General features: G+C 39.7%; 21 protein-coding genes. 4 read left to right on the forward strand and 17 right to left on the reverse strand.

The features are described from left to right. Positions 1–9 precede the first annotated feature (9 nt). The 17 genes from rocF to C4S38_RS12085 form a co-directional block, all read right to left on the reverse strand. Complete coding sequence (gene rocF / locus C4S38_RS12005; protein WP_099464547.1) at positions 10–906, reverse strand: arginase; 897 nt, start codon at positions 904–906, stop codon at positions 10–12. Positions 907–921: 15 nt separating this feature from the next. After that, the gene (rocD, locus tag C4S38_RS12010) at positions 922–2,133 is read right to left on the reverse strand and encodes an ornithine--oxo-acid transaminase (protein ID WP_103983914.1); all 1,212 of its coding nucleotides are present in this window, start codon (positions 2,131–2,133) and stop codon (positions 922–924) included. A gap of 194 nt (positions 2,134–2,327) precedes the next feature. Further along, the gene (locus C4S38_RS12015; RefSeq protein ID WP_103983915.1) at positions 2,328–3,491 is read right to left on the reverse strand and encodes a 1-acyl-sn-glycerol-3-phosphate acyltransferase; all 1,164 of its coding nucleotides are present in this window, start codon (positions 3,489–3,491) and stop codon (positions 2,328–2,330) included. Between the two features lie 83 nt (positions 3,492–3,574). Further along, positions 3,575–4,567, reverse strand: coding sequence for a D-alanine--D-alanine ligase (locus C4S38_RS12020; RefSeq protein ID WP_103983916.1), 993 nt, complete (start codon positions 4,565–4,567; stop codon positions 3,575–3,577). Positions 4,568–4,569: 2 nt separating this feature from the next. Next, positions 4,570–5,661 carry an RluA family pseudouridine synthase gene (locus C4S38_RS12025; protein WP_103983917.1) on the reverse strand — a complete coding sequence of 364 codons (1,092 nt, stop codon included), beginning with the start codon at positions 5,659–5,661 and terminating at the stop codon, positions 4,570–4,572. Between the two features lie 8 nt (positions 5,662–5,669). Next, the gene (locus C4S38_RS12030) at positions 5,670–6,299 is read right to left on the reverse strand and encodes a PASTA domain-containing protein (protein WP_099464552.1); all 630 of its coding nucleotides are present in this window, start codon (positions 6,297–6,299) and stop codon (positions 5,670–5,672) included. A 149-nt stretch (positions 6,300–6,448) separates the two neighbouring features. Further along, positions 6,449–6,601 (reverse strand): 50S ribosomal protein L34, encoded by a 153-nt coding sequence (gene rpmH / locus C4S38_RS12035; RefSeq protein WP_099464553.1) that lies wholly within the window; start codon positions 6,599–6,601, stop codon positions 6,449–6,451. 103 nt (positions 6,602–6,704) lie between these two features. Next, a complete protein-coding gene (locus C4S38_RS12040) occupies positions 6,705–7,952 on the reverse strand; it encodes an MFS transporter (protein WP_103983918.1) in 1,248 nt (415 codons plus the stop codon). A 1-nt stretch (position 7,953) separates the two neighbouring features. Then, a complete protein-coding gene (locus C4S38_RS12045; protein ID WP_099464555.1) occupies positions 7,954–8,808 on the reverse strand; it encodes an N-acetylglucosamine kinase in 855 nt (284 codons plus the stop codon). Position 8,809: 1 nt separating this feature from the next. Next, the gene (locus C4S38_RS12050; RefSeq protein ID WP_103983919.1) at positions 8,810–10,738 is read right to left on the reverse strand and encodes a hypothetical protein; all 1,929 of its coding nucleotides are present in this window, start codon (positions 10,736–10,738) and stop codon (positions 8,810–8,812) included. A gap of 12 nt (positions 10,739–10,750) precedes the next feature. After that, entirely contained in the window at positions 10,751–12,100 is a 1,350-nt protein-coding gene (locus C4S38_RS12055) for a DegT/DnrJ/EryC1/StrS family aminotransferase (protein ID WP_103983920.1), read from the reverse strand. 20 nt (positions 12,101–12,120) lie between these two features. Further along, entirely contained in the window at positions 12,121–12,936 is an 816-nt protein-coding gene (locus C4S38_RS12060) for an N-acetylmuramic acid 6-phosphate etherase (protein WP_099464558.1), read from the reverse strand. A gap of 521 nt (positions 12,937–13,457) precedes the next feature. Next, complete coding sequence (locus C4S38_RS12065; RefSeq protein WP_099464559.1) at positions 13,458–15,218, reverse strand: RagB/SusD family nutrient uptake outer membrane protein; 1,761 nt, start codon at positions 15,216–15,218, stop codon at positions 13,458–13,460. Positions 15,219–15,230: 12 nt separating this feature from the next. Beyond that, positions 15,231–18,566 (reverse strand): TonB-dependent receptor, encoded by a 3,336-nt coding sequence (locus C4S38_RS12070; protein WP_200817970.1) that lies wholly within the window; start codon positions 18,564–18,566, stop codon positions 15,231–15,233. Between the two features lie 231 nt (positions 18,567–18,797). Next, positions 18,798–19,811, reverse strand: a complete 1,014-nt coding sequence (locus C4S38_RS12075; protein WP_234999366.1) for a FecR family protein — start codon at positions 19,809–19,811, stop codon at positions 18,798–18,800. Between the two features lie 75 nt (positions 19,812–19,886). Further along, positions 19,887–20,483, reverse strand: coding sequence for an RNA polymerase sigma-70 factor (locus C4S38_RS12080; protein WP_103983922.1), 597 nt, complete (start codon positions 20,481–20,483; stop codon positions 19,887–19,889). 24 nt (positions 20,484–20,507) lie between these two features. Beyond that, positions 20,508–21,467, reverse strand: coding sequence for a tetratricopeptide repeat protein (locus C4S38_RS12085; RefSeq protein WP_103983923.1), 960 nt, complete (start codon positions 21,465–21,467; stop codon positions 20,508–20,510). A gap of 426 nt (positions 21,468–21,893) precedes the next feature. On the opposite strand from C4S38_RS12085, the gene C4S38_RS12090 reads away from it, so the two are divergent. The 4 genes from C4S38_RS12090 (at position 21,894) to C4S38_RS12105 (ending at position 26,842) form a co-directional block, all read left to right on the forward strand. Next, on the forward strand, positions 21,894–23,183 hold the full coding sequence (locus C4S38_RS12090; RefSeq protein ID WP_103983924.1) for a serpin family protein: 1,290 nt from the start codon (positions 21,894–21,896) through the stop codon (positions 23,181–23,183). Between the two features lie 239 nt (positions 23,184–23,422). Next, a complete protein-coding gene (locus tag C4S38_RS12095) occupies positions 23,423–23,695 on the forward strand; it encodes an OadG family protein (RefSeq protein WP_103983925.1) in 273 nt (90 codons plus the stop codon). Positions 23,696–23,717: 22 nt separating this feature from the next. Beyond that, positions 23,718–25,607, forward strand: coding sequence for a biotin/lipoyl-containing protein (locus C4S38_RS12100; RefSeq protein WP_103983926.1), 1,890 nt, complete (start codon positions 23,718–23,720; stop codon positions 25,605–25,607). Next, on the forward strand, positions 25,607–26,842 hold the full coding sequence (locus C4S38_RS12105; protein ID WP_099464565.1) for a sodium ion-translocating decarboxylase subunit beta: 1,236 nt from the start codon (positions 25,607–25,609) through the stop codon (positions 26,840–26,842). The genes C4S38_RS12100 and C4S38_RS12105 overlap by 1 nt, the downstream gene beginning before the upstream one ends. Positions 26,843–26,980: the final 138 nt, after the last annotated feature.

Genomic DNA, 26,980 nt, shown 5'->3' on the forward strand with positions numbered 1-26,980 from the left:
CCTTCTAATCTACAATCTGGATGTAATATAATCAATAATTTGCAGACACAGAGAAGATGTTTGCTCATTGACGTCCAAATCCGGATTCAACTCTACCAAATCCAACGACTTCACCAGATTGGTGGACAACATCTGATCTACAAAACTTTTAAATTCATCGGGCATCAACCCTTCGCTAACGCGGGTGCCTGTTCCGGGAGCAAAGCGAGGATCTATGCTGTCTACATCAATACTAAAATGGATATTACGTATCTTACGTTCTTTCAATTTGCGTTTTATGTCTTCTGCAACGAAGCCGACCCCTTTTAAGCGGATAGTTTCCATTGTGTACACACTCAACTGTTCTCGACGAATCAAGTCAGACTCTCCTTCGTCAAGACTCCGCGTACCAACCAAAAACACATTTTGAGGATTGACCTTATTTCCCGGCGAATAAATATTAACCAGTTCCTCGCTTCCCATACCCATCAAAGCACTTAAAGGCATGCCGTGTATATTACCGCTCGGAGAAGTTTCACTTGTATTAATATCGCCATGCGCATCCAACCATATAATACCGAAATCATCAAAACATTTACCCACCCCGGAAGCACTGCCCAGTCCTAAGGAATGGTCTCCACCTATCACCAACGGAAAAGCACTCCCCCGTAAGGTATCATATACCAGCTCCGCCAGGTTATTATTAACCTCCACAATCGCATCCAGATATTTCAGACCCTTTCCGCGCGTAAACTTATCCGCCTCACTTACCGGCGGTACGTAAAGATTGCCCAAATCAAAAGCCCGGTGTCCGTTATTTCGTATTATTTGCATCAGGCCCCGTTCCCTTAAATGATTCGGAGCTCTCTCCACTCCCACTCTATCACAACCCAGATTTAAAGGGACGCCTATTACATTTATCTTCATACATTTAATTCTTAATTATGTAAACAAAGCAAATGTTTCACGTATAATATCCACAGCTTCTGTCATCTGCTCTTTAGTAATAACAAGCGGCGGAGTAAAACGGATAATATGGTCATGTGTAGGTTTAGCAATCAATCCGTTTTCTTTCAATGCCAGGCATATATCCCATGCAACCTTTCCACCATGGGGTTCGGTTACAACAGCATTAAGTAATCCTTTGCCCCGCACATTCTTTATCATAGGATTATTTATTTTCTTAATTTCCGAACGGAAAAGTTCTCCCATCGCGTACGCTTTCTCCGAAAGATGCTCATCTCTTACTACCTCCAAAGCTGCGACACCAACACTGGCGGCCAACGGATTCCCACCGTATGTGGAGCCATGTTCACCCGGGGCAATTGTCAGCATAATTTCGTCATTCGACAAAACAGCAGATACAGGTGTTACGCCTCCGGACAAAGCTTTACCCAAGATCAGAATATCCGGATGAACATTTTCATAATCACAAGCCAGCAGTTTGCCTGTACGCCCAATGCCGGTTTGTATTTCATCTGCAATAAAAAGGACATTGCGGGCATGGCAAAGATCATAGCATGCACGTAAATAACCCTCATCAGGCACCACTACCCCAGCCTCTCCCTGGATAGGTTCAACCAAGAAACCAACAATATCCGGATCATCCAATGCTTCTTTCAATGCTTCTACGTCATTATATTGTATTTTGATAAATCCGGGAGTATAAGGTCCAAAATCCAAATACGAACTCGGATCCGTACTCATCGATACAATTGTGATCGTACGTCCATGGAAGTTTTCACTGCATACAACAATCTTAGCACATTCCGAGGCAACTCCTTTTACACGATACCCCCAACGGCGAGCCAGTTTAAGAGCAGTTTCCACAGCCTCTGCACCGGTATTCATCGGTAATAATTTGTCGTAGCCGAAATAGTTGCAGACAAACTCCATATACTCACCCAGCACATCCGAGTAGAAAGCCCGGGAAACGAGTGTCAGTTTATCGGATTGTTCTTTCAGCGCTCTGATAATTTTAGGATGGCAATGCCCCTGACTCAGGGCGGAATAACCTGACAGGAAGTCAAAATAACGCTTACCTTCGACATCCCAAACAAATACGCCTTCTCCTTTTTGAAGCACCACAGGCAGCGGGTGATAATTATGTGCTCCGTACTTCCCTTCGCGGGTCATGTAATCTTCCGGTTTCATACTGTTATAGATTTAATTGTTTAGCATACTGTCAACAACACTGGCAGCCTTTGCTTCAAAGATAACAAATCCGACAACAATATGTCAGCAAAGAATACATGTTAAGAAACACACCGGTCTTGTAAAACAACAACGGTTGCTATCCCAAAAGATAACAACCGTTGTTGTTTTACAGTATCTATGTACTCTATTATTTATTCTTTATTAGCCCAATGGTTTTTCAATGGGTTTGAATACATTTCCAGCATTTTGGTACGAAGGAATGCTTCGTCTTTATTAGGCAATACAATTTTGTCCAACTGTCCCTGCAAGTAGTTTTCAAAATGTTTCTTGTCCTTCAGGCCATAGTTCTCACTAAACCGCTTGGTTCCTGTAAGCATGTCGTAAGCCACATAGTTACAAGGATAGAAACGGTAATGCTTGTAAATTTCCTTATCAATGACAGAAGCAACGGCGGCAATCAATTCGTTCTTTTCCATTGCAGGATCCAGTTCGGATAAAGAATCATTAATAGGATTTCCAATGGTAAAATGCACACGCCCTTTATTGTTTAATATGCCTGTTTCCATGCTCAGAAGATCATCCCGCTGGCATTTCACAAAATCAGGGTCATCCCGCTTCTGTTGGAATTCTTTTGCTTTCAAATAATCACAGGGGTCATATTCATAAGAAATAGCAACCGGCACAACATTCAATTCCATCAGGTTACTCAGAATATCTTTCTTCCCGCTCATATTAAGCATTTTCAATACACTTCCCTGTGTACGGTCGTCCGAATCCTTAGCCCGGCCTTCACGCTGTGCAATCCAAACAGATTCTTTCGTATCGGTAATAGTGTGGCGGATGTAAGCCGAAAGAGTACCACTCACCTCAAGCATCTGGCGTACCGATACGCCACGCTTCACAATAAAGCTATTGTTCAGACGCACCAATGTCTTGATCCAGGGACGAATTAACAAGTTATCGCCTATGGCAACCTGTGTCATTCCATATCCGACGTCATACAACATCACATTAAGGAAAGAAGCGTCCAGTACAATATCTCTATGATTAGACATAAAAGTGCAAGCAGGTTTACCTTCTGGCAAACGACTACGGCCGGAAATTGAAAGGGAGAACGTTGTATGCTTGGCTACTATCATTACCGCATCACGCGAAAGAGTGGATTTAAACTCCTCTTTCGTTTTGCATGAACGCATGGCAGCAACAAACTGATCCCATGTCAAATCGGACTTTATATACTGATAAGCCCTTTCAAAATCTTTATTTGCAACCAGTTCTTCTATTGCGTCCTTCACCTCATCATTATTCAGCGGACGGATGTCGTCGAAATTAGGGGAAACTGTTTCTGTATCCATATCTTTATAATTGATAATTGGGAATTGACAATTGGGAATTGAACGGACTTCTCACCTATCAATTCTCAATCTTCAATTTTCAATTAATTAAATTCGTTTTCTATAATATCAGTCATAACATCTTTTATATCTAATCCGGCGGCACGTACTTGCTGAGGGATAAAGCTGGTAACCGTCATTCCCGGCGTAGTATTTACTTCCAGCAGTATCGGTTCTTCATCAGCCGGAATAATATAATCTACACGTATCAGTCCTTTGGCGCCCAATATATCATATATCCTGGATGTTTCACGTTGTATTTTCTCCGTTAACCCGAGAGAAATACGAGCCGGTGTAATTTCTTGTACTTGCCCGTTATACTTTGCATTATAATCAAAAAACTCATTTGATGTTACTACTTCAGTGACCGGAAAAACAACCTCTTTTCTCAAATCACCATAACCACCGACTTTATAACATCCGCAAGTGACTTCCGTCCCTGCAATAAAACTTTCCAACAGAACTTCATTTCCCTCTTTAAAAGCTTTCTCTATAGCAGGTTGCAATGCTGATGCCTCTTTTACCTTTGTGACACCAAAACTACTGCCGCCATCATTAGGCTTTACAAAAACAGGAAGTCCCAATTCGGCTATCGCTTCTTCATCCGAAACAGATTGTCCCTTAAACAAGCGAATAGAACCGGCAATCTTCACGCCAAAGTTATGCAAATAATTCTTACAAGCATACTTATTAAATGTTATTGCACTAACTAACATTCCACATGAAGAATAAGGCATTCCTATCATATCGAAATACCCTTGCAAACGTCCATCTTCCCCCGGTGTTCCATGAATCGTTATATAAGCAAAATCAAAATGTTTTACAATCCCTTTTTCATGAAAACTAAAATCATTCTTGTCTATCGGCACATGTTCTCCATCAGGAAGTTGTACTGTCCATTCCCCTTTTTTAACGATGGCAATATATAAATTATATTTGTCTTTGTCAATAAAAGAGTAAATTCCTTCCGCACTTTTTAATGAAACAACAATTTCGGAAGAATCTCCTCCGGCAATAATAGCAATGTTCCTTTTCATTTCTATAATTCTTTAGTATTTGCATATAAACGCCATCTTTCTATCAATTGCTCCATATCGGAAGGTATTTCAGAATCAAAAAACATTTCCTCTCCGGTTGTAGGATGAATAAAACCCAGCGTCTTGGCATGTAATGCTTGCCGCGGGCAGATAGCGAAACAATTTTGCACAAACTGTTTATATTTAGTAAAAGTTGTTCCTTTCAATATTTCATGACCACCATAACGTTCATCATTAAACAAGGTATGTCCAATATATTTCATATGTACACGTATTTGATGCGTACGTCCGGTTTCAAGCCGGCACTCAACTAACGTGACATATCCCAAACGCTCCAATACTGTGTAATGAGTAACTGCATGTTTTCCCTGTTCTCCCTCGGGGAAAACAGCCATTTGCATACGGTCGCGTAAATCACGACCGATATTTCCTTCGATACGCCCTTCGTCATCCTGTACAATACCCCACACCAAAGCATTGTACTTACGTTTAGTCGTTTTATTAAAAAACTGCATACTCAGATTCGCTTTCGCTTCAGGCTTTTTGGCAACTACCAATAGTCCTGATGTATCTTTATCTATACGGTGTACTAATCCTAAGCGAGGATCGGAAGGATCATAATAAGGATCATCTTTCAGATAATAGGCCAGTGCATTCACTAATGTACCTGTATAGTTACCATGCCCGGGATGCACAACCAAACCTGCCGGTTTATTTACAACCAGCAAATCATCATCTTCATAAACTATATTTAATGGAATATTTTCAGGTATAATTTCCAGTTCACGGCGAGGACGCGCCATTACAAGAGAAACTACATCCAGGGGTTTCACCCGGTAGTTGCTCTTTACCGGTTTTCCGTTTACCAGAATACAGCCGGCTTCAGCAGCCAATTGTATGCGATTGCGAGTAGCGCTAAACATGCGATCAACCAAAAATTTGTCTACACGCAATAAAGATTGCCCTTTATCTGCTACAAAACGGAAATGTTCATACAGACCGGGGACTATTTCAGCCGGAGTTTCTTCACTGTCTTCAGGCAGCAACAGATCGTCCACCTGTTCGTCATCCATATCCTCCAAAAACTCGTCCATATCTTTATTTAAAACCAGTTTTCTTCTTCACTATTCAAATCTTCCACAGGGATTTCATCCAAACCTAACGAATCGGCTGGAATAACTTCCGCATCTCCGCTGCTAACTTCCAATAATAATTTTGCAGCCAGCGGAATTTGTTCTCCTTTATGCAGACTACGGTCATTCATCGATACGCCCAACGCCAGATCTTTAAAGTCTCCTGGGACATATTTTATTTCTATATTATTGAATCCACGCGCTTTAAGTAAAGCATAAGCCTGACGGAAAGATAAATCTTCTATTTCGGGAACCATTCCCATTTGTGAAGACAAGGCATTGATTGTTACAAATACAATACGGCCTTCCTTTACTTTCGAACCAACAGAAGGGACTAATTCGACAATCGTTCCTGGAGCTACGTCTTTGGAAAACACCGAATCTATTACGCTATACCGCAAACCATTATTTTCAAGAAAAGAAACAGCCTCTTCCATTTTCAACCCTTTTACATCCGGCACTACCACAGCTTCATTATGACGGGTATAGCCATCCAACCATACTAATACACCATAAATCACTACGCAAGTAATTACTACCATCAGCAGTAAATTTACGATAATCGGATTCTTTATTAGCTTAACCAAAAAGTTATTCATTTCAGTTTCGTATTTATAGGCGGGTCAAAAGTATGAAAAAAACCTCATATAGACATAATTCCATCGTATACATTACTACAAAAACAAAGAAAGTAAAGGCTTTTTAGCAAAACCTCTACTTTCCTTATAAATCTTACGAACCGGATTTCTTATCCGTTGTATTCGTCTGAAACTGTTAATTTAGCTCTTCCTTTTGAACGACGGGAAGCTAATACTCTGCGGCCATTAGCAGTAGCCATTCTTGAACGGAAGCCATGCTTGTTCTTTCTTTTTCTGTTGGAAGGTTGGAATGTTCTTTTCATTTCTCTATATTATTATTTATTATTTCATACCAATTCGGGCTGCAAAGATATAGGCTTTTTTTTAATAAACAAACAGTTGACATCTTTTTCTTTCTTCCGCGCTTCATCTTCCAATCCTATGTCCGCTTAAAGCATAAAATAAAATATACAAATAACACGGAACAAAAATAATATATGCTTCCTGATAATCGCAAGGGGTAACCGGCCCTACTCTTTTCACTATATCCAAAATAAAACCAAACAAAACAGGAATAACAGCTCCTCCCACCATTACCACAACCAACAAAGAAGATGCAGGTTTCGTAAACTTCCCTAAATTATTGATCGTCAGCGCCCACAGACATCCCCACATGATAGAATGTGCAAAACCAAGACCTGCTACACAATAAATAGCCCGTGCCGCCGGTAAAAAAACGACTAAAAGCGACATAACCAAAGCCAACAAAGCAAATAATGCCAAAGCTCTATTCTGTCGCATCACCTGCAAAACAAATATACTAACAACATATCCTGTAATCATACCTATCGGACCTATTGCCGAGTAACGTGCTGGATCGTCTACTCCTATCACATTTGCAAAATCAATAACTGATGCCATCGGAAGTGTTTCTACTCCAACATATAAAAACAGAGCGACTGCACCCAGCAACAGATGCGGGAACTCCCAGATACTTGTTTTTGCATTTGCCTTAGCTATTGCCTCCTTATGATTTACATCCTCTATCTGTTCATCAGTTTCTCCTTCTGCTTTTACTTCCGGCAACGGAAGAAAATATATGCATACAGCCAACAAGGCAATAACACCTCCTGCTATTCCAAAGGGGATATTAGCATTAGCAATTATAGGGTTCTTTATGTCAATAAATAAACTCAAGAAAATAGGACCTAAAAACCAGGCAGATTGATTCATAATGCCCATCATACACATCCGTTGAGCCGCTTTTTCCAAAGGGCCACATATTGTTACATAAGGATTTATTCCTGTCTGTAAAAGAGTATTTCCTATCCCTCCTATAAAAGACGCTACCAAAAACATGTAAAACCCAGCTATAGAAGTACTCATCCGGGCGGATAAAATAAACAAAAACATCCCCGCGCTCATTATGCAAAGTGCAACTAACAATGATTTTTTATATCCAATCCTTTTAATCACCCATCCGGCAGGAATGCCAAACATAAGAAATGCTGAAAAGGTTGAAGCCAATACCAAATATGACATTCCTTTACTCAACGAAAATGTACCCTCCAAAATAGGTACCATGATGCCATTGATACCAACTCCAAAGCCTATGATAAAAAACACAAAAGCTATAATAATTAATGGAAACAGATATTGTTGTGTTTGTTTCATATTAAATAGAATTAGGATTATTACTATGATACTCTACCAGCCCTTCCATGGGCTCTCTAATAATACGGCCCAATTTCATATTATATTCTTTTACTATTTCACATAAGATATCCTGGAATACCCATCCGATAGATCCTATACAATTAAAGGTAAGAGATTCATATCCGGGATATTTACAAACTATATTTTTAAAAAAATCACGGAACGCTTCCGCTACCAATTTTACGGCATATTCATTTTCTTTACATTGCATCGTTAGGAAACGTGTAAAATTTGCACAGTACCGGTTAGGCATCTTATCCATATATATACGATGCACCAGCTCTTCTCCCGATAACTGATATTGATTTTGAAAGAACCGTCTTATTTCTACAGGCATATCTTCTCTTATATAATCACGTATTATACATTTGCCTATATAGCCTCCACTACCTTCGTCACCCAAAAGAAACCCCAGCGAATCGATATTGTGAGTTACGTTTACTCCATCATACAGGCAAGAATTGGTCCCGGTTCCCAAGATTGCAGCAAAACCGGGTTTGTTTCCTAAAAGAGCTCTGGCAGATCCCAACAGATCCATTGCTACAAACAACCGAGCTTTTGGGAAAACAGGCTGCAGACCTCGGCGTATAATTAAAAACTCTTCCTCATAACAACCTGCACCATAAAAATGCACTTCTCTCACTTCATCCCATGAAAAACAGGGAGGTAGCGCCCCTCGCAATGAGCGGGTGATATAATCCTCGCCAACATAACAAGGATTATATCCTTCAGTGGAAAATTCAACGATTTTTTTTCCGGAATCTACCAAACACCAGCTTGTTTTCGTTGATCCGCTATCCGCAATTAATATCATATCAATAATTATTTTCTTTTATTTTGTTTATGATAAACGGAAATGTTTCCTTCGAGAAACAGGTAGGCTGCGCATACCAGAAAAAAGATTCGTATCCTTCATAGTCTTTTGCCCGGATATGCGGTGGTGTAGCCAAATAGCTGGAAACATCATTTGAATATGCCACCACAGATACCTTCTGTTCCGGCCAGATAGCACGTATAGCTAATCCATATTCCGTAGTAACTTCTCTGGATAATGCCACTAATTTCCAATCACCCACATTCAGTGTTTGGTAGTAAACCGGCATTTCCGGCAACTTTCCGTTTTCTTCCAGAGAAGCCAACTGTATATTTGCCCAATTCACATCCCGTTCTGCTGCTATATCATTCTCAATTTTCAGACTTCGCTCTCTAAACTGTAAAATCTGTTCCTTTGTCCAAGGAGCAACAACCGGCGGTATAATCGTATCAAAACTATAAGATACAGCTCCTTTTATTGGTTTTAAATCAGCCTTCATTATAGTTGCAACAGCACCTGCCAGTTTTCGAGCCGTTGTCCGAAACGGATCAACCGGATTGACGTCTCCTGCAAAAGCTTGTAGAAAAATACTATTCCGTATATCCCCATCCTGTTCCAGTAATTCCTTTGTATAACCCGGATAATTTGCATTCAGGGTATACCTACCCACCTCCGGATCAGGAAAAACAGGATGGCAACCGGCCATAAATAAAACTGTCTTTTTCTTATCTTTATCGGCTACAGAAACAATAACATCTACCACATTATCATAAATAACATCTTCTCCAGTCAAGCTTCTGTTTCTTCCGATACTACATGTGTCTCTGCCAAAATAAAGTGAAGAAGGTTCCATATTATCAAGCGACTCTTCGATAGCTTGTACAATTCCTTTATACACTACATTCAGTAAATAAAGACTATCAGGGTATTGATTCGGCTTTTGCCATGTAGCCCAACTTTGAGTAACAGGAGCGTAATGGGTATGTGAAGCATTGATCAATATGGCATTCTCATCGACTCCTCTTTTTCTTCTTATTTCAGCTTTAATGTCATCTGTCAATGATTTATTAAGGCCACAAACATCGACACCTACAATCACAACGGTTTTACCATCTTTTCTTATGCTCATGGCTTTTGCCTTTATATCACCTACGGAAGAATGTTTATTGCTATACAAAAAACCATCATCAGATACGACATATAAATGACCATCCAGACAATTAAGGTGTGCCACATCAATAGTAAATGTTTCATTATTTTTGTAGCCTATCCGTTGCCAACGTTCATCCGCCTTATCCAGCGATCGTTGGTATAAAATAGTATCTTTTGTCAAAACATACAGTCGCTTATTATCAGATGCTATTTCTACAATTTCCGGAGCAAAACCTATATCATTCCATTCAATAACAGTTCCATTCAGAACACCTTTGTATAAATGATCCTGCAAGTCTACTGCATACAGATTACCATTAGAAGAAGTTATACCTTTCACCTGTGGTACAAACCGTACGTCTTCCCATACAGCAATACCACTCTCCAATAATGTTCGTACCAAACGATTGTTCATTGTTACGCCATACAAGTATCCGTCACAAAACGCAATTTGTTTTATTGAGGGGGCTTTGCCAATTTCCCGAGCAGGCAGCAATTGCTTTTTGTCTCCATAATACAACCTCTTTTCTCTGTCAAGAATCACAACCGAATCTTTACAAGCTGTAACCGACAAAAGTTTATTCTCCCCTAAACAATCCCAAGTAAGAGAAAAGCGACCTTCCCAAGGACTTGCATAGCCCCCCAACGTCACAGAAACAGTTTCATCTGTCGGCTCCAAACTTACAGAAGATGTACCAACTTCATATCCGGAACTACAAGCTCCCGCAAATAGCACCACCATTAACAGGATGCCTATATTATTAATAATCGACCTCATGCCCCCTCCTTTTTATTTATTCAATTGCTTTGCATATTTCTGTATTTTACGGATAGCTTCTACGATCTGGTCCATATCCTCCCTAGAACCCAAAAGCATGTATTGAAGAAGCCATACACCTTGTTCAGCCAATTTGTCATTTTGTGGACATTCATTGCGCTCCAGCCATTCTTTCATAGCTTTTTCACCGTATATCTTCAAATAATGTTTATTTGCAGCCAACTTCTGTACATATTCACTCTTGTTCATCGAACCATAGCCAGCGGAACAAGGAACTCCTTCTTCAGAAAGTGCTTCCAGAAATTTCTCACGGCTCATACCTGCAAAATGAGACGGATCATATCGGAACATATACAAATGATAAGCTCCCATAGTTACACCGTCATACAACTTTGCAGGAGTAATTCCCGGTATTTCACTTAACGCTTTATTCAAATAGGACGCATTCTTATCCCGTATCCTCGCTTGTTCTTCCAAACGACTCATTTGGGCAAGCAATAAGCCCGATTGGAATTCCGTCAATCGCATATTAACACCACGGGTACCTTCACCACCAACAGCAAAAGAAGTACGGGCTCCTCCTTGGCCTTGATTATGAAAAGCATAGCAACGTTGTATAAATTCTTCATTATTAGATGTAATGGCTCCTCCCTCCGCACAATTCAGATTCTTTGAAGATTGAAAACTAAAGGCTCCTCCTAAACCATAAGAACCAACTTTTTTACCTCTCCATTCTGCCAAATGAGCCTGGCAAGCATCTTCAATTATCGTAATATTATGCTTTTTGCCAATATTCAATATAGTATCCAAGTCTGCAGGAAGGCCACCAATATGTACAGGCATAATCACTTTAGTCTGAGAAGTAATAGCAGGTTCTATTTTGCGTGCGTCAATCTGGAATGTTTCAATATCAGAATCAACAAATACAGGCAATGCATAGTTAAGAGTTACAACATTATAAGTCGCAACAAAAGTATAAACCGGAATAATCACTTCATCGCCCGGACCCAGATTTAGTGCCCCAAGCATTGAATATAAAGCAGCCGTACCGCTAGATACACCTAACGAATGTTTTACACCCAGCATTCTCGCATACTCTGTTTCAAAAGTGGCAGTTGTATTCCCATCAAGACGTCCCCATTTTCCGGTTTTCAGTGTATTTACCAATGCTAATTCTTCAGATCGGCCATAAATCGGCCAACTTTGAAATCCTTTCGGATGCGCTTTAGCTCCTCCCAGCCTGGCAGGTTTAACATCCGATTTCAAAGAACCGGCAATTGAAAATGACGGAGCAAACAATAAACTTCCTCCTAAGAGGCTTGTAGTCTCTAAAAATCTTCTTCTGTTCATTTTATTTTCCATGGCATGTATATTTAAATGTTTTATTTAATAGTTTTCAGGTAATCAAGCGCTTTGCGTACATTCTGATATTTAAGGATCAATTGTTTGGCTTCTTCATAATCAGTTAATCCCGCTTCTTCCATCAGCATCCGGACAGAGCGGTCCACAACTTTATTATTAATAAGCCGGACATTTACCATTTTATTATCCTCCACTTTCCCTAACCGGATTAAGACTGATGTACTTATCATATCAAATATCATTTTTTGAGCCGTCCCACACTTCATACGTGTACTACCAGTCACAAACTCCGGTCCTAAAATCAATTCAATCGGATAATCACAATTAGCAGCAATTGGCGAATCAAGGTTGTTTACCAAACATCCGCAAGGAATACCCAGTTCCCTGCATCTTTTCATTCCTGCCAGAACGTATGGTGTTGTTCCACTGGCAGAGATACCCAACACAAAATCACTCCCGGAGACTTCAAATAAATCCAACTGCCGCACAGCGTCTTCTTCGCTATCTTCCATTGCTTCCAGCACTTCCAGCAAGCGTTCTTCACCTCCGGCCAGCAAACAGTTAAATATTCCATGTTCAATTCCATAAGTATTAGGCAATTCTACTTTATCCAAAACAGACAACCGGCCTCCGCTTCCGGCTCCCAGATAGAACATCCTTCCTCCCTCTCTTAATTTAAGCTCAATCATCTCCACAACTTTTGCAATCTGAGGCAATACCCTTTGAATAGCAACCGCCACTTTCTGATCTTCTTTATTTATATTACTAACCAACTCCATCACCGACATTTTTTCCAGATGATTATATAAAGACGGCAACTCTGTAATCTTTTCCATTTTATTTCAGTATTAATTTATTCGTAACATATAATTATTTATCCAGTAATTTTCCCGAAACTTGCAGGGCATAATTTTCGACAGCCATAATAACCAGGCACAATCTCATTCTTCATCATGAATGACAAAAATTATCAATAATAGAATGGAGATAGAAAATGTATGTCCGACTGGAGCTTAAAACAGAAAGGCCGTAAATTTTTAATGTTCAGTTTTTCAATTGTCCAAATCCAGATATAGTAATGGCTTGCCGCTCAATATGTATATATTTGCAGTCCCTTATTAAGCTATTAATATCAGGTATTGATTTATCTGAAAACCAGGAATGTTGGCCCATACCCCAGTCATATGCAATCTAATTATTTCTGTTTTTTATCCATAAGCAAATGAGATTTTAGTTTAACAATTGTATTCTTTCTCTTTCTATAAATATGACAACTCAGAAAAGAAATCAGGTGAAAAAACTTGTTTTTTTTCACCCGATTTACATTTAATATTAATCAATAATTTTCATTATCCTGTTATTCAATCTGAGTTAATGGCGGTACATTATTGTCAGCTCCGTCATATCCTATATTCTGGTTAATAACTCCTTGTGTATTGGCCGTAATTACACTTTGAGGTATAGGCCAAAGCACGTGATGAGGATCCATTACCACATAATTTGCCAACACATTAAGTTCCGTTTGATAATACGTATTATACTTCATTACCCTATCATAAAACCAGCTCTTTTTACTAAAATCCTGCAATGTATACCCGTTCATACCTGCTTTTGCCATCATATAAGATACGCGTACCAATTCGGAATGCCTAGGTTCTTCTGCGAATAACTCACGAGCACGTTCATCAAATATAAAATCAATCGTTACTTCACCTGCAGTGACAGGTTTAGCCTTTGCCCTAAGTCTGACTTTATTTATATCATCTGCGGCAGCTCCCATATTTCCTTGCCAATAGTATGCCTCCGCCCTCAGCAAGAATGTTTCAGCCAGTCGGAAAATATACCAATCACCGTTACTTCCCATAGGATTTATTGCCGGGTCGGGAGCCGGAACATACGTTATATAATGTGGAAAAGCAAATGTATAATAAAATGTATCTGCTAATGCCGCAAAATATTCGGGGTTTACCGGTTTCCCATAATCTACCGATTTTGGGTTATTATATTTCAACTCATGCATATCCACCCAATTTTCATCAGCCCGACGCATATCGGATGTGTTTTCCCAGGTATCTCCCTTATAAGACCAGATATCAAACCTATAATAGGGTGTATTTACCAGATTCGGATTTGCTTCTCCATATAAAGCCTTATATTCGCCTCCATAAACCATACCCTGCTTTCCTTCACTATCTAATACAGCCGGATACCACCAGCCACAATTGTAGTTTCGCATGGTACGAAGTCCGGCAGTTTTAGCCTCAGCCGGGGCCTCAAAACGGTCGATACAAGCCAGGATTGTTTCAGTATTTTCACTCAAATTAAAATTTTCAGGACGATGCAAATCCCACATTAAGTTATATTCCGGCATATCCAGGTCTTTTCCAAACCGATGCTCCATTAATGCATACGAATAGTCATTAATGACATGATCGGCAGCTTCTATGGCTTTATCATACTTCATATTTGCCAGATAAACCTTTGTCAGAAGGTGGTACCCGGCTCCTGCAGAAACACCACCTGCCGGCGTAGATTCCGGTGTTGGAAGATATTTAACTGCAAATTCCAGATCTTGTTCCAACTTTTCCAGGATTGTCCATCTGCTATATGTTGCAAAATCCAGTTTCGGCCCGAACAATTCTTCCAGAATCAAAGGTACATCTCCATAGTTGTTCACCAACCGATAATACCAATAAGCCCTATGCCACAAAGCTTCAGCAACTAATGCATTTTTTTCGTTTTCGTCTTTCCACTCAATATTATCAATACGGGATATTAAGACATTTGAATTTTTAATAAATTCATATGCACGGGTAAACATTGTCAGGAAAGGATAATAAGTAGAACTGCTAGGTGTCAATTTCCTAAAATCCAATTGAACCAATGGAACACCTAAATCGGACGCAGCCATCTCAGAACAAATAAAATGTCTCTCTCCTGTGTTATCAGCCCTCAAATCCTTACGCATGGTCAGGATCAAAGATTCAAAACCGCCCTTGTCTGTATATACATTTTCAGGTGTGTAGAAAGAATGCGGCTTAGGGTCCAACCATTCGTCCGAACAAGATGTGTGGAAAAAAGCAGCAAAAAATGATAAAAATATAATTATACGTTTCATATTACTCTGTTTTTAAAGTGAAACATTCACGCCAAAAGTATAAGTCCGGGGAAGAGGAGTATTCAATGATTCAGGATCCCATCCCATCCAGTCTGTAAAGCAATAAAGATTACGGATAGAAAATGAGAAACGTGCACTATTTACAAACAGCTTTTTCGCAATCGCTTCCGGTAAATTATAGCCGACCGAAACATCTTGTATCCTCAAAAACGATGCAGGTTTATAAACCTGGAAATCTCCCCCGTATGAACTTGTACTCATCCTGAGTCCACCCCATTCCTGATTACGATTTTCCGGTGTCCAATATGGAAAATCAAATTCATTAATACGATTATACTCATAACCATCTCTACGTTCGGCCAAAGATGCACGGGCTATATGGCCTAAATCCGCACGAAGAAAAATTGAAGCCGTAAAATGTTTCAGAAACGTGAAATCGTTACCAAATCCCAAGCGAAAACGTGGACTGGTATACCCGATAAACTGTTTATCCATCTTATCTTCGTATTTTCCGTTATCATCCAGATCTTCACTCTTAAAATCGCCCGGTGCCAAATTATACTCTTTAGCAGCCTCAGCCTCTTCCATCTGCCATACACCTACGATATTATATCCCCATACCCGGTCGATAGACTGTCCTGGAAACAATCCATTTGTATAATCAGGTAATTCGCCATTGTGTTTTTTCCCCATCAATATATACTCGCCATAATCGCCAAATAACTTTTTAATTTTATTTCGATTTAAGGAAAAAACCAAGTTACTATTCCAACTAAAGTCCGGATTGTCTATATTCTGTGTATTTACAGTTAATTCAAAACCTTTGTTACCCAATTCACCTAAATTTGTAGTAATATTGGAGAAACCTGTCAATTCCGGAAGCTTACGGTCCATTAACAAATCGGTTGTTGTCATTGAGTAAAAATCCGCAACAACAGAAATTTTATCATTCAACAAAGACATATCTATTCCAAAATTGAAAGATTCCGTACGTTCCCATTTCAAATTCGAGTTTGCCAGGGAGGTATTGTATACATTTGAAACAGCATTTTTCCCATCATAATACAAACTGGAAGTTACTGTAGCCAATGCAGAATATTGTCCGATGGATCTATTTCCGTTTACTCCCCACGAAGCCCTTAGCTTCATTGCATTTACATATGGGACTTTAAAAAACTTTTCGTCAGATACTCTCCATGCCAAAGCAACTGCAGGGAAAACAGCGTACGGATTTTTTTGTCCGAATGCAGAATATCCGTCCTTTCTAACAGAAGCTGTCAACAAGTATTTCCCCATCAAAGTATAGTTTAGTCTGGCCATTGCAGCATTTCCCGTCAATTCTGTATCATTATTTTTCACTGAAACTTTTTGTGCCTGTTGCAAAGCGCTCCATCCAAGATTAGCATTCGGGGCAAAAGTTTCTCCGGTCATATCCGACCCCCAATCCCTGAATCGCTCAGCACTATATAATAATGTCAAATCAAAATTGTGATCACCAAACTGTTTATTCCAACGAATGATATTATCTAACATCCATTCAAATTGGGAATACTCTGAACGAGTACCGTATCCTTTAGAATAAGCTATTGATCCGACATAAGTTTCGGGACCCCAGAAATTATAATCTTTCGAAAATTCATAACGAGGCTGAAAATTCATTTCATATTTGAAGCCAAAAGGAAGGTTTATTTTCGCAAACAAAGACGAGAACAATGCGTTTGCCTTTTTATTCCGTTCTTGCTCTTTACTTAAGAATGGATTTTGTACGCCCTGATAGCCAGACGGATACCACACCAGCGATTCATCTTCTTTATAAATAGAGCAGAATGGGCTAACTCTGGCTGTATATGATACTGAAAGAGGACTCTCATCTCTACTTGTAAATTGTGTATTTAAACCGACCGTCAGCCATGATGCAATTTTAAAATCCACATTCAGGCGAGTTCTCAAAGCCGAAAAACCTCCATCCCGAAGAATCGTTTCGTTATCATCATATCCCAAAGACCAGTAATAGTTTGTATTGTCCGTCCCTCCCGAAATACTTACATCATAACTTTGCCTCAACCCATTCCGAAATGCCATATCTGCCAAATCGATTGTATTCCCAGCCATAAAATTCTCATACTCAGTGGGAAATAGATTCAGACGTGAACCCCATTCCGATTTATTGTCTGCACTCGGATTAGCACTTGCATTTCTCCATTCATCCAGTGATGTATCAGCAGGTAATTCATCCGGGTTATAATAGAAATACGGATATTTATTCGGGAACCAGGCAGTCATAGCATCTCTTCTATATTGCAGGAATCCTTCGGCATCATACCCTTTGAACTTCCGGTTTGAAGGTTGCGCCACGCCTATCTGGGCAGAAAAATTAATCATAGGTTTACCCTTTACACCTTTTTTTGTAGTGATAATCAATACTCCTGCAGCTGCTCTCGACCCATACACAGCAGCAGAGCTTGCATCTTTCAAAATATCAACAGCCTCTATATCGTTCGGGTTTATATCGCTTAGATTACCATTATATATAACACCATCCAAAACTATTAAAGGAGAAGTAGATGCTTTCAATGAAGTAGGACCTCGAACCTGCAATTTTGAAGCCCCATCACTGGCTGCACCCGATTGCTGTGCATAAAAACCGGCAACTGTTCCCAACAGCATATCAGATACCTGGGTTTTAGCCTGATCTTTATATTTTTCAGCATTTAACCTCACAACAGATCCTGTCAGATCTTTTTTTCTTACACTTCCATAACCAATAACCACTACTTCATCTAATTGTCCGACATCTTCCGACAAAGAAATGTTGAATGTATTTTTGAGACCGACAGTTACTTCTTTGGGCAAGAAGCCAATATAAGTAACAACTAGAATAGCATCCGGGCTGGTTTCAAGAGAAAAATTCCCATTCTCGTCAGTTATCGTTCCGTTCTGAGTCCCTTTTTCAACTACATTTGCCCCTATAACGGGTTCATTCAGATGATCTTTAACAATGCCGGTTACATTTTTCTTTTGCATTATCACCGGACTACCGGAACTTTCCTGTTTTGGTATAATCACAATATGGTTACCAACCAGTTTATAAGTTGCATTTTCACTTTGTAATAATTGTTCCAATATGCTGCCCACTGATTTCTCTTTGACTTTAACTGATACAATTTTATCTAAATTAATATCCTTTAAATCATACCAAAAAGAATAGTTGGTTTGTTCTTGTATACCCTTAAATACTTCGTTTATACTGACATTTTCCATATCTAATGTCACACGAGCCTCCTGAGAATACGAGGTTGCCGAAATAGAAAATACCGCTACAAAAAGAAGTAATATGGATATTTTCATAACATTTATACTTTTTTTATTGCATAAGATCTCGTATAACAGATCCCTGCTGCATAATTTTTGATACATTTGCAGTTAATTATTAAGCTGTTAATAATCGGTTTTCTGATTGTTGACAAATCTGAATTGAGGAATGTTGGCCCATTCCTCAATTTCTTCAAACATTAACTAGTTAACTTATATTTTCACTCATAGGCATTAGATTTTTTTAGGTTCGACAAGATTAACAAATTAATAGATATCTATTCTGTCATTAGTGGTTTTGTACTTAAACTTACCGCTGGACGACATAATTCCAAGTATTTCTTCTATTGATTTATTATTGCGGAAATCGCCTCCAAAACGCTTCTTTTTCAAGTTCTCGTCATGAATAACAATTTTCACATTAAAATTACGCTCTAATATTTTTGTAATTTCTTCAAAAGTTTCTCCATTAAACACCAAACGCCCGTTTATCCAACTCAACGCATTGGCAACCATCTGATGATCTATAATAATCTGTCCGGACACCCTATTATAAACTCCTGTCTCCATCGGCTTCAATATAATCGGTTTTACACTTCCGTCCTTAGACAGAGATACTGAACCGTTAAGTAAAGAGACTTTCACATCTTCATTCTCCGGATAAGCATTTACATTAAATACCGTACCCAATACAACAACATCCACTTCTTTGGTTTTCACCACAAAAGGCAGTTTTTCGTTTCGTTCAACTTCCAAATAAGCTTCCCCCGAAAGCAATAATTGCCTGTTATCTTTTCCAAAACCATTATTATAGCGAACCGTACTACCGGAATTAAGCCATACCACAGTGCCATCAGCCAGTTTCAATTTTGTCTTTGAGCCGTTTGGGCTTGTTATCTCTGACAAAACCAAACCTTCGTCCCTACTACTTTGTATGTTAAAATATAAGATCGTATAGTAAGACAAAAGAATAAACGGAATCAATACAGCAGCTACTGCAACTGCTTTACGCCATAATGGCATACTATGTTTTATTTTTTGTCCATTTGCAGAATGAATTCTTCTCTCAAAAAGAATAAATGCTTTTTCATAGTCAAACGGAAACTGGTCATCTGCCACCGAAGATGCGTTCCATATATCTTTCATACTTTCATAATATAACCGATGTTTCTCCGATTCATCCAGCCATTTATTCAGCACAGCTCTATTATCATCTGTTATATCATTTGAAAAACAGTCGATTAACAAGTCATCCCAGTATTCTTTATCCCGAATTTGCATATATATATAGTATGTCTATATAGATATGACAAACGAGAAAACAAATCAGGTGATAAAAAATGAATTATTTTTTATTTAAAACGGGAAAAATATAAACAGAAAAGTAAACAAATAATCTTTTAGATCTTTTCTCAGTTTACTAAGCACCAAACGAATGTGATATTTCACAATATCGACAGTAAGTCCTTTTTGCCGGGCTATTTCTTCATACTTCATTTTATCATTACGGCTCATCCAAAAAATTTCCCTGGACAATTCAGACAAAGAAGAGATAGACTTCTCAATTTGCTCTTCTAATTCCTTTTCAAGCAATGAGCACAGCGGATGTCCATCCTGATTGTAATAAGTTTGTTGCTCACTTGTCAGTTTACCAGACAATGTTTGAAGCAAATCATTATGCCGTGAGCAATGAGCAAGATAGTTTATACAGGTATTCTTCACAGCTTTCATCAAATAAGCCCGCAAAGATTGATTGATAGTCAAAGTACCGCGACCTTCCCATAGATTAAAAATGACATCACTGACCAGTGATTCAGCAATAAAACTATTATTTACATAACTATATGCAAAAGCACAAAGAACCTTATAATGAAGTCTGTAAAGTTCTTTGTATGCAGTCTCTTCTCCATTACGCAACCCTTCTACCAGTTCATATTGCTGTATATCCTTCATCTACATATCAGGCATATCTATTCGTCAAAAAGGCATATATGATTTATTCTCAAAATTCGTGTGTTGTCCGTCCATTTTCTTTGCCTCCTCGCCCTCGGGATTCAATTCAATAGACTTTTTCAAGTCTTCAAAAGCCCCCTCTTTGTCGCCTTTCATATTTTTTGCCCGTCCACGTTCGGCATAAGCCTTTCCAAACGCAGGATTCATATCGATAGCATCATCGAAAAAAGAAATAGCCTCATCTAATTTATCCTGAACGATTAACAGCTTACCAATTAAAAGGCTTGCATCTTCATTAAAGGGATTCAGCTCAAGAACTTTTTCAAAATCGGCCATCGCCCCCGTTGTATTCCCCTGTGCTTCATAAATACGGCCTCTCAACAAAAAGGCTGATTCTTCTTCCGGAACAGATTCGATCACTTTTTCAACATCAGCTAAAGCTTCCTGTAGCTGCGACATAGACAATAGAACTTCTGCACGGAGCAAATATGCCTCGAAGAAATCATCTTTCAAAGCAATCGTTTTTGTAAGGTCGACAACGGCTCCCAGTAGATCTCCGGTCGTCTTTTTAGCTTTTGCCATCAAATAATGGGGCACATGGTTTGTTGCGTCTAACTCTATTACATGTTGGCAAACCGAAATCGCTTCGGCATCTTTATCCAACAAAAACAAAATATTAACCCGTGTAAGCAGCGTATTAATATGGTCGGGTTCCAGTTCAACCATACGGTCTAATACAGCCAAAGCCTTTTCCTGTTCGTTGGCTACAATATATGCACTGACAAGGTATGTCATAGTTTCAAAATCTTCCTGTATATTCAATGCTTCCGTAAAACATTTAACAGCATAAGCAACCCGCCCCATTTTTTGGGCACGCACACCATCGTACTTTAATATATCAAAATTCTTTTGGTTGTTTTTTACTTTTTCTTCTTCCGGATTTTCCGCTTTGGCAGAAGAAAACAATGATTTAAGAAATCCCATACTTTCCCGATATTAGTTTCGCAAATGTAAACAAATTACTCATACCACCACAAACGATTCATAAAAAAGGATCATCCCGATCATTTTTCCAAATCCCCCTGATGATTTTCAAAAAACATCCCGATGATTTTATCAATACATTCCGTTCTGACCGGAGACAAGATATTTTGCGAAAAAAACGAGATTCAATTACAATACATTAACATTGTCTGAAAAACGATAAGAATCAAAACAACTAGTTAAATAACGCACTTCCTGCTTTTTATAATTCAATCAAAAACGGCTTATAGTCATATTTTATACCTATATTTGTTTATATAAGAATTTATTTAAAAAAAAGTACATATAATATTGTGTAGTTTTGCAACGCCTCGTACTTCAACAGATCAATAAACATAATCAATATCAAACGCTAAAATAACAATTATGAAGAACTTTTATTACACATTCATATTAGCCGGTTGCATGCTTATAGCCTGCGACAAAGAAAACAACAACGTTGATCAACCCGTTCTGCCACCTGAACCAGACCCGGCACCCGAAGTTCCGTCCATAGAAACATATCCACGGATAAAGATAGAACTAAACGAAACCGAACAACAAATAGTAAATACGACAAACTCATTTGCTTTCAGTCTGTACAAACAATTACAAAATGCACCAAGGGAGAAAAAAGAAAACATACTATTATCACCCTTTAGCCTGAACATTGCACTGGCTATGCTTGCAAACGGGACGCAAGGAGATGCACTGAAAGAAATAACAGATGCAACGGGACTGAAAGGCTTCTCCATAAATGAACTAAACAGTTACTATCAGAAAATGACGGAAGGACTAAAGAAAGCAGACGGAGGTGTTGTTTTCTCGTCTGTTAATTCGATGTGGAGCAACAAAAACATCAAACTGAAAGAAGATTATGTAACCGCCAACAAAGCGGTATACAATGCCGAATGCTTTGAAGTAGACTTTGCAAACCCTTCCACTGTAAACGATATTAATAAATGGTGTGCAGACAATACGAACGGAAAAATTGACAAAGTATTGGAATCGACAAGCGTAAATGATTTATTATATCTGATAAATGCCTTGTATTTTAGTGCAAAGTGGACCAATGAGTTCCAAAAAGAGAGTACTAGGGAAGGTGAGTTTACACAAAAAGACGGTTCCGTGGCAACAGCTAATTTTATGCCACAAAAGGGTGAACGTCCTTATTTTAGAAACAACCTGTTTGCTTCCACCAAGTTGGAATACGGCAACGGAGCATTCTATATGCAACTGATTCTACCAAATGAAAATTACACTACAGAGCAAGTGATAGACCAACTGAAGGAACCCGGATACTGGCAGGAGTGTAATAAATTCTCCACCTACATTGTAGATTTAGCTTTACCACGCTTTAAAGTGACCGGAAAAGAGAATCTTATTACCGCTTTAGAGGCTTTAGGAATAAAGAGGATATTTACGAATAAAGCTGATTTTTCACTCATAACAGATTATGATGTAGTCGTTACTAAAGTAGAACAGCATACTTACTTAACCGTAAACGAAGAAGGATCGGAAGCGGCTGCTATTACCTATGACAGCCTTGGGCCTACAGACTTAGAGCCCGCAACACCGCCATCTGCAGACTTCATCGCAAATCGTCCGTTCTTATTTATGATATGCGAAAGCTCTACCAACACGATTTTGTTTATGGGGGAAGCAAATTCAATATAATACATATACGTTACTCTACGATTCTAAGACAGCCCGTTTTGTTTCAAATTAAAACAAAACGGGCTGTCTGCACTTAGAAATACAAACATAAAGATAACCAGCTATTCCGTTTTTCAATTTTTTAAAGAATTTATCTTACAAAGTATAAGAGTATTTATTTATTTTTGCACTAGTTTTCAATTTGTATTCAGACGGATATACCTCTGTAAATACCTTAAAATAAATACCATTAAAAAAATATGGAAAACTTAGAGACAGGACTACTATTGATGGTAGTCGGAATGACTACTGTATTTGCCATCCTACTAATTGTTATTAACTTGGGGAAAGGGTTGATAGTATTGGTGAACAAGTATGCACCCGAAGAAGCATCTATCCAAAAACAGACTCCCGCAACCCGCATATCCCCTCAGGCCGGATCAGCATCAAATCAGGAAACAGCCGCAATTGTTTCTGCCATAAGTGTTATAACGGGAGGGAAAGGTAAAGTTGTTAAAATAGAAAAAGTATAACATTGTTACATTATATAATATCATGAAAAGAGAAATTAAATTCAGTCTGGTTTTCCGCGACATGTGGCAATCAGCTGGAAAATATGTTCCCAGAGTTGACCAACTGGTAAGGGTAGCACCTGCCATTATAGAGATGGGATGTTTTGCCCGTGTAGAAACCAACGGCGGTGGCTTTGAGCAGGTTAATCTGCTCTTTGGAGAAAATCCCAACAAAGCCGTTCGCGAATGGACAAAGCCCTTCCACGAAGCAGGTATTCAGACACACATGCTAGACCGTGCGCTTAACGGTTTGCGTATGAGTCCGGTTCCGGCAGATGTCCGCCAGTTGTTCTACAAAGTAAAAAAAGCACAAGGCACCGATATAGCCCGTACTTTTTGCGGTTTGAACGATGTGCGCAATATCGCACCTTCAATCAAATATGCCAAAGCAGCAGGTATGATCTCACAATGTTCGTTGTGTATCACCCATTCACCTATACATACTGTAGAGTATTACACCAATATGGCGCTGGAACTGATCGAGCTAGGTGCAGACGAAATCTGTATCAAAGACATGGCCGGTATCGGACGTCCGTATTCATTGGGACAAATCGTAGGTAACATCAAAGCTAAATATCCCGAAATTCCTATTCAATATCACAGCCATGCCGGCCCCGGTTTCAATGTAGCTTCTATTCTGGAAGTATGTAATGCCGGTTGCGATTATATAGACGTGGGTATGGAACCGCTTTCGTGGGGTACAGGCCACGCCGACCTGCTAACCGTACAGGCAATGCTGAAAGATGCCGGCTACAAAGTACCGGAAATCAATATGGAAGCCTACATGAAAGTACGCAGCATGGTACAGGAATTTATGGACGATTTCCTCGGCTTATATATCAGTCCTAAAAACCGTTTGATGAATTCGCTACTGATCGGCCCCGGACTGCCGGGAGGTATGATGGGTAGCCTTATGTCTGATCTGGAAAAGAATCTGGAATCAATCAACAAAGGACGCACCAAGAATAATAAGCCTCTTATGACACAAGATCAGCTTCTGATCAAATTATTCGACGAAGTTGCTTTTGTATGGCCACGTGTGGGTTATCCTCCACTGGTTACCCCATTCAGTCAATATGTAAAGAATCTGGCGTTGATGAACGTCATGCAGATGGAAAAAGGAAAAGAACGCTGGAGCATGATTGCCGATGACATCTGGGATATGCTTTTAGGCAAAGCCGGACGCCTGCCGGGTAAACTGGCTCCCGAACTTGTAGAGAAAGCCAAAGCCGAAGGACGAGAGTTCTTTGAAGGCAATCCGCAAGACAATTATCCGGACGCTTTGGATAAATACCGCAAGTTGATGAATGAAAAACAATGGGAATGCGGTCAGGACGACGAAGAGTTATTTGAATACGCCATGCATCCGGCTCAATACGAAGCCTACCGTTCAGGTAAAGCCAAAGTGGAATTTTTGGCCGACGTAGCACATCGCAAAGCGGAAAAAGAGGAAGCCAAAAAGCCGGCACCCCATGACGCACCTGCAACAATAGCTATGCCAACAACACCTCAGGTGATGAATGTAGATGTGAACGGACAAACCTATCGCGTAACGGTTGCCTTCGGTGATACTACCAACGCTGCTGCACCGGTAGCTTCTCAGCCAGCCTCCGCACCTGCCGCTCCGGCAGCAGCAGGAAACGGAAAGGAAGTCCTTTCTCCGCTGGAAGGTAAATTCTTCCTTGTAAAGAATGCCTCGGAAGCTGCGGTTAAGGTAGGGGATACCGTAAAAGAAGGCGACGTATTATGTTACGTAGAAGCCATGAAAACATACAATGCCGTCCGTGCAGAATTTGGCGGAACGGTAACAGCTATCTGCCTGTCTCCGGGCGATGCAGTTTCAGAAGATGACGTATTAATGACAATCCGGTAATGAACGAAATATTTCAAAATCTATACAATATGACTGCGTTCAGCAACATTGTTGCTGAACCGCAGTTTCTTATCATGTATGCCATTGCTTTCATTCTGCTATATCTCGGAATAAAGAAGCAATACGAACCATTGCTGCTCGTACCTATTGCGTTCGGCGTGTTGCTGGCCAACTTTCCGGGTGGAGACATGGGTGTTATTCAAGCCGACGAAAACGGAATGATCAATGTACATGGCGTAATGAAAAACATCTGGCAAATGCCTTTGCACGATATTGCACACGAACTGGGATTAATGAACTTTATCTACTACATGTTGATAAAGACCGGTTTTTTGCCACCTATCATCTTCATGGGTGTAGGTGCACTGACCGATTTCGGTCCCATGCTCCGCAATTTGCGTCTTTCCATCTTCGGAGCGGCAGCTCAATTAGGTATCTTCACTGTCCTACTTGTTGCCATCCTGATGGGATTCACTCCCAAAGAGGCAGCCTCTTTAGGTATCATCGGAGGAGCCGATGGCCCTACAGCGATCTTTACCACCATCAAGCTGGCTCCTCACCTGCTCGGCCCTATCGCCATTGCAGCCTATTCGTACATGGCTCTGGTTCCGGTTATCATACCATTAGTGGTTAAATTACTTTGTTCAAAAAAGGAGCTTTCCATCAATATGAAAGAACAGGAGAAGAAATTCCCTTCATCCGTAGAAATCAAAAACCTGCGTGTATTGAAAATTATTTTCCCAATCGTTGTAACAACGGTTGTAGCCCTGTTCGTGCCCAGTGCCGTTCCATTGATCGGTATGCTGATGTTCGGTAATCTGGTAAAGGAAATAGGAACAAACACATTCCGTCTGTTCGATGCGGCATCAAACAGCATTATGAATGCTGCAACCATCTTCCTCGGATTATCGGTAGGTGCTACCATGACAGCAGAAGCATTCCTTAATTTCACTACGATAGGTATCATTATCGGTGGTTTTCTGGCATTCGCTTTATCTATCAGCGGAGGTATTTTCTTTGTTAAGATATTCAACCTGTTCACTCAGAAAAAGATCAATCCGCTGATCGGAGCAACCGGACTGAGCGCCGTTCCGATGGCCTCCCGGGTAGCCAATGAGATCGCTTTGAAATATGATCCGAAGAACCATGTATTACAATACTGCATGGCCAGCAACATATCGGGCGTAATTGGTTCAGCCGTTGCAGCCGGTGTATTGATTTCTTTCTTGGGATAATAGCTGCACAAAAGCGAATGCAGATGGCACAGACAAGCGCAGATTCACGCCGATTTTTTAAGACATAATATTTCTGCGCTTGTCTGTGTCGTTTGCATTCCATAAATACAGATTCCGGAACTGTTCAAAACATATGCC

It is taken from the genome of Parabacteroides chinchillae, assembly GCF_900108035.1.
Lineage (GTDB): Bacteria > Bacteroidota > Bacteroidia > Bacteroidales > Tannerellaceae > Parabacteroides > Parabacteroides chinchillae.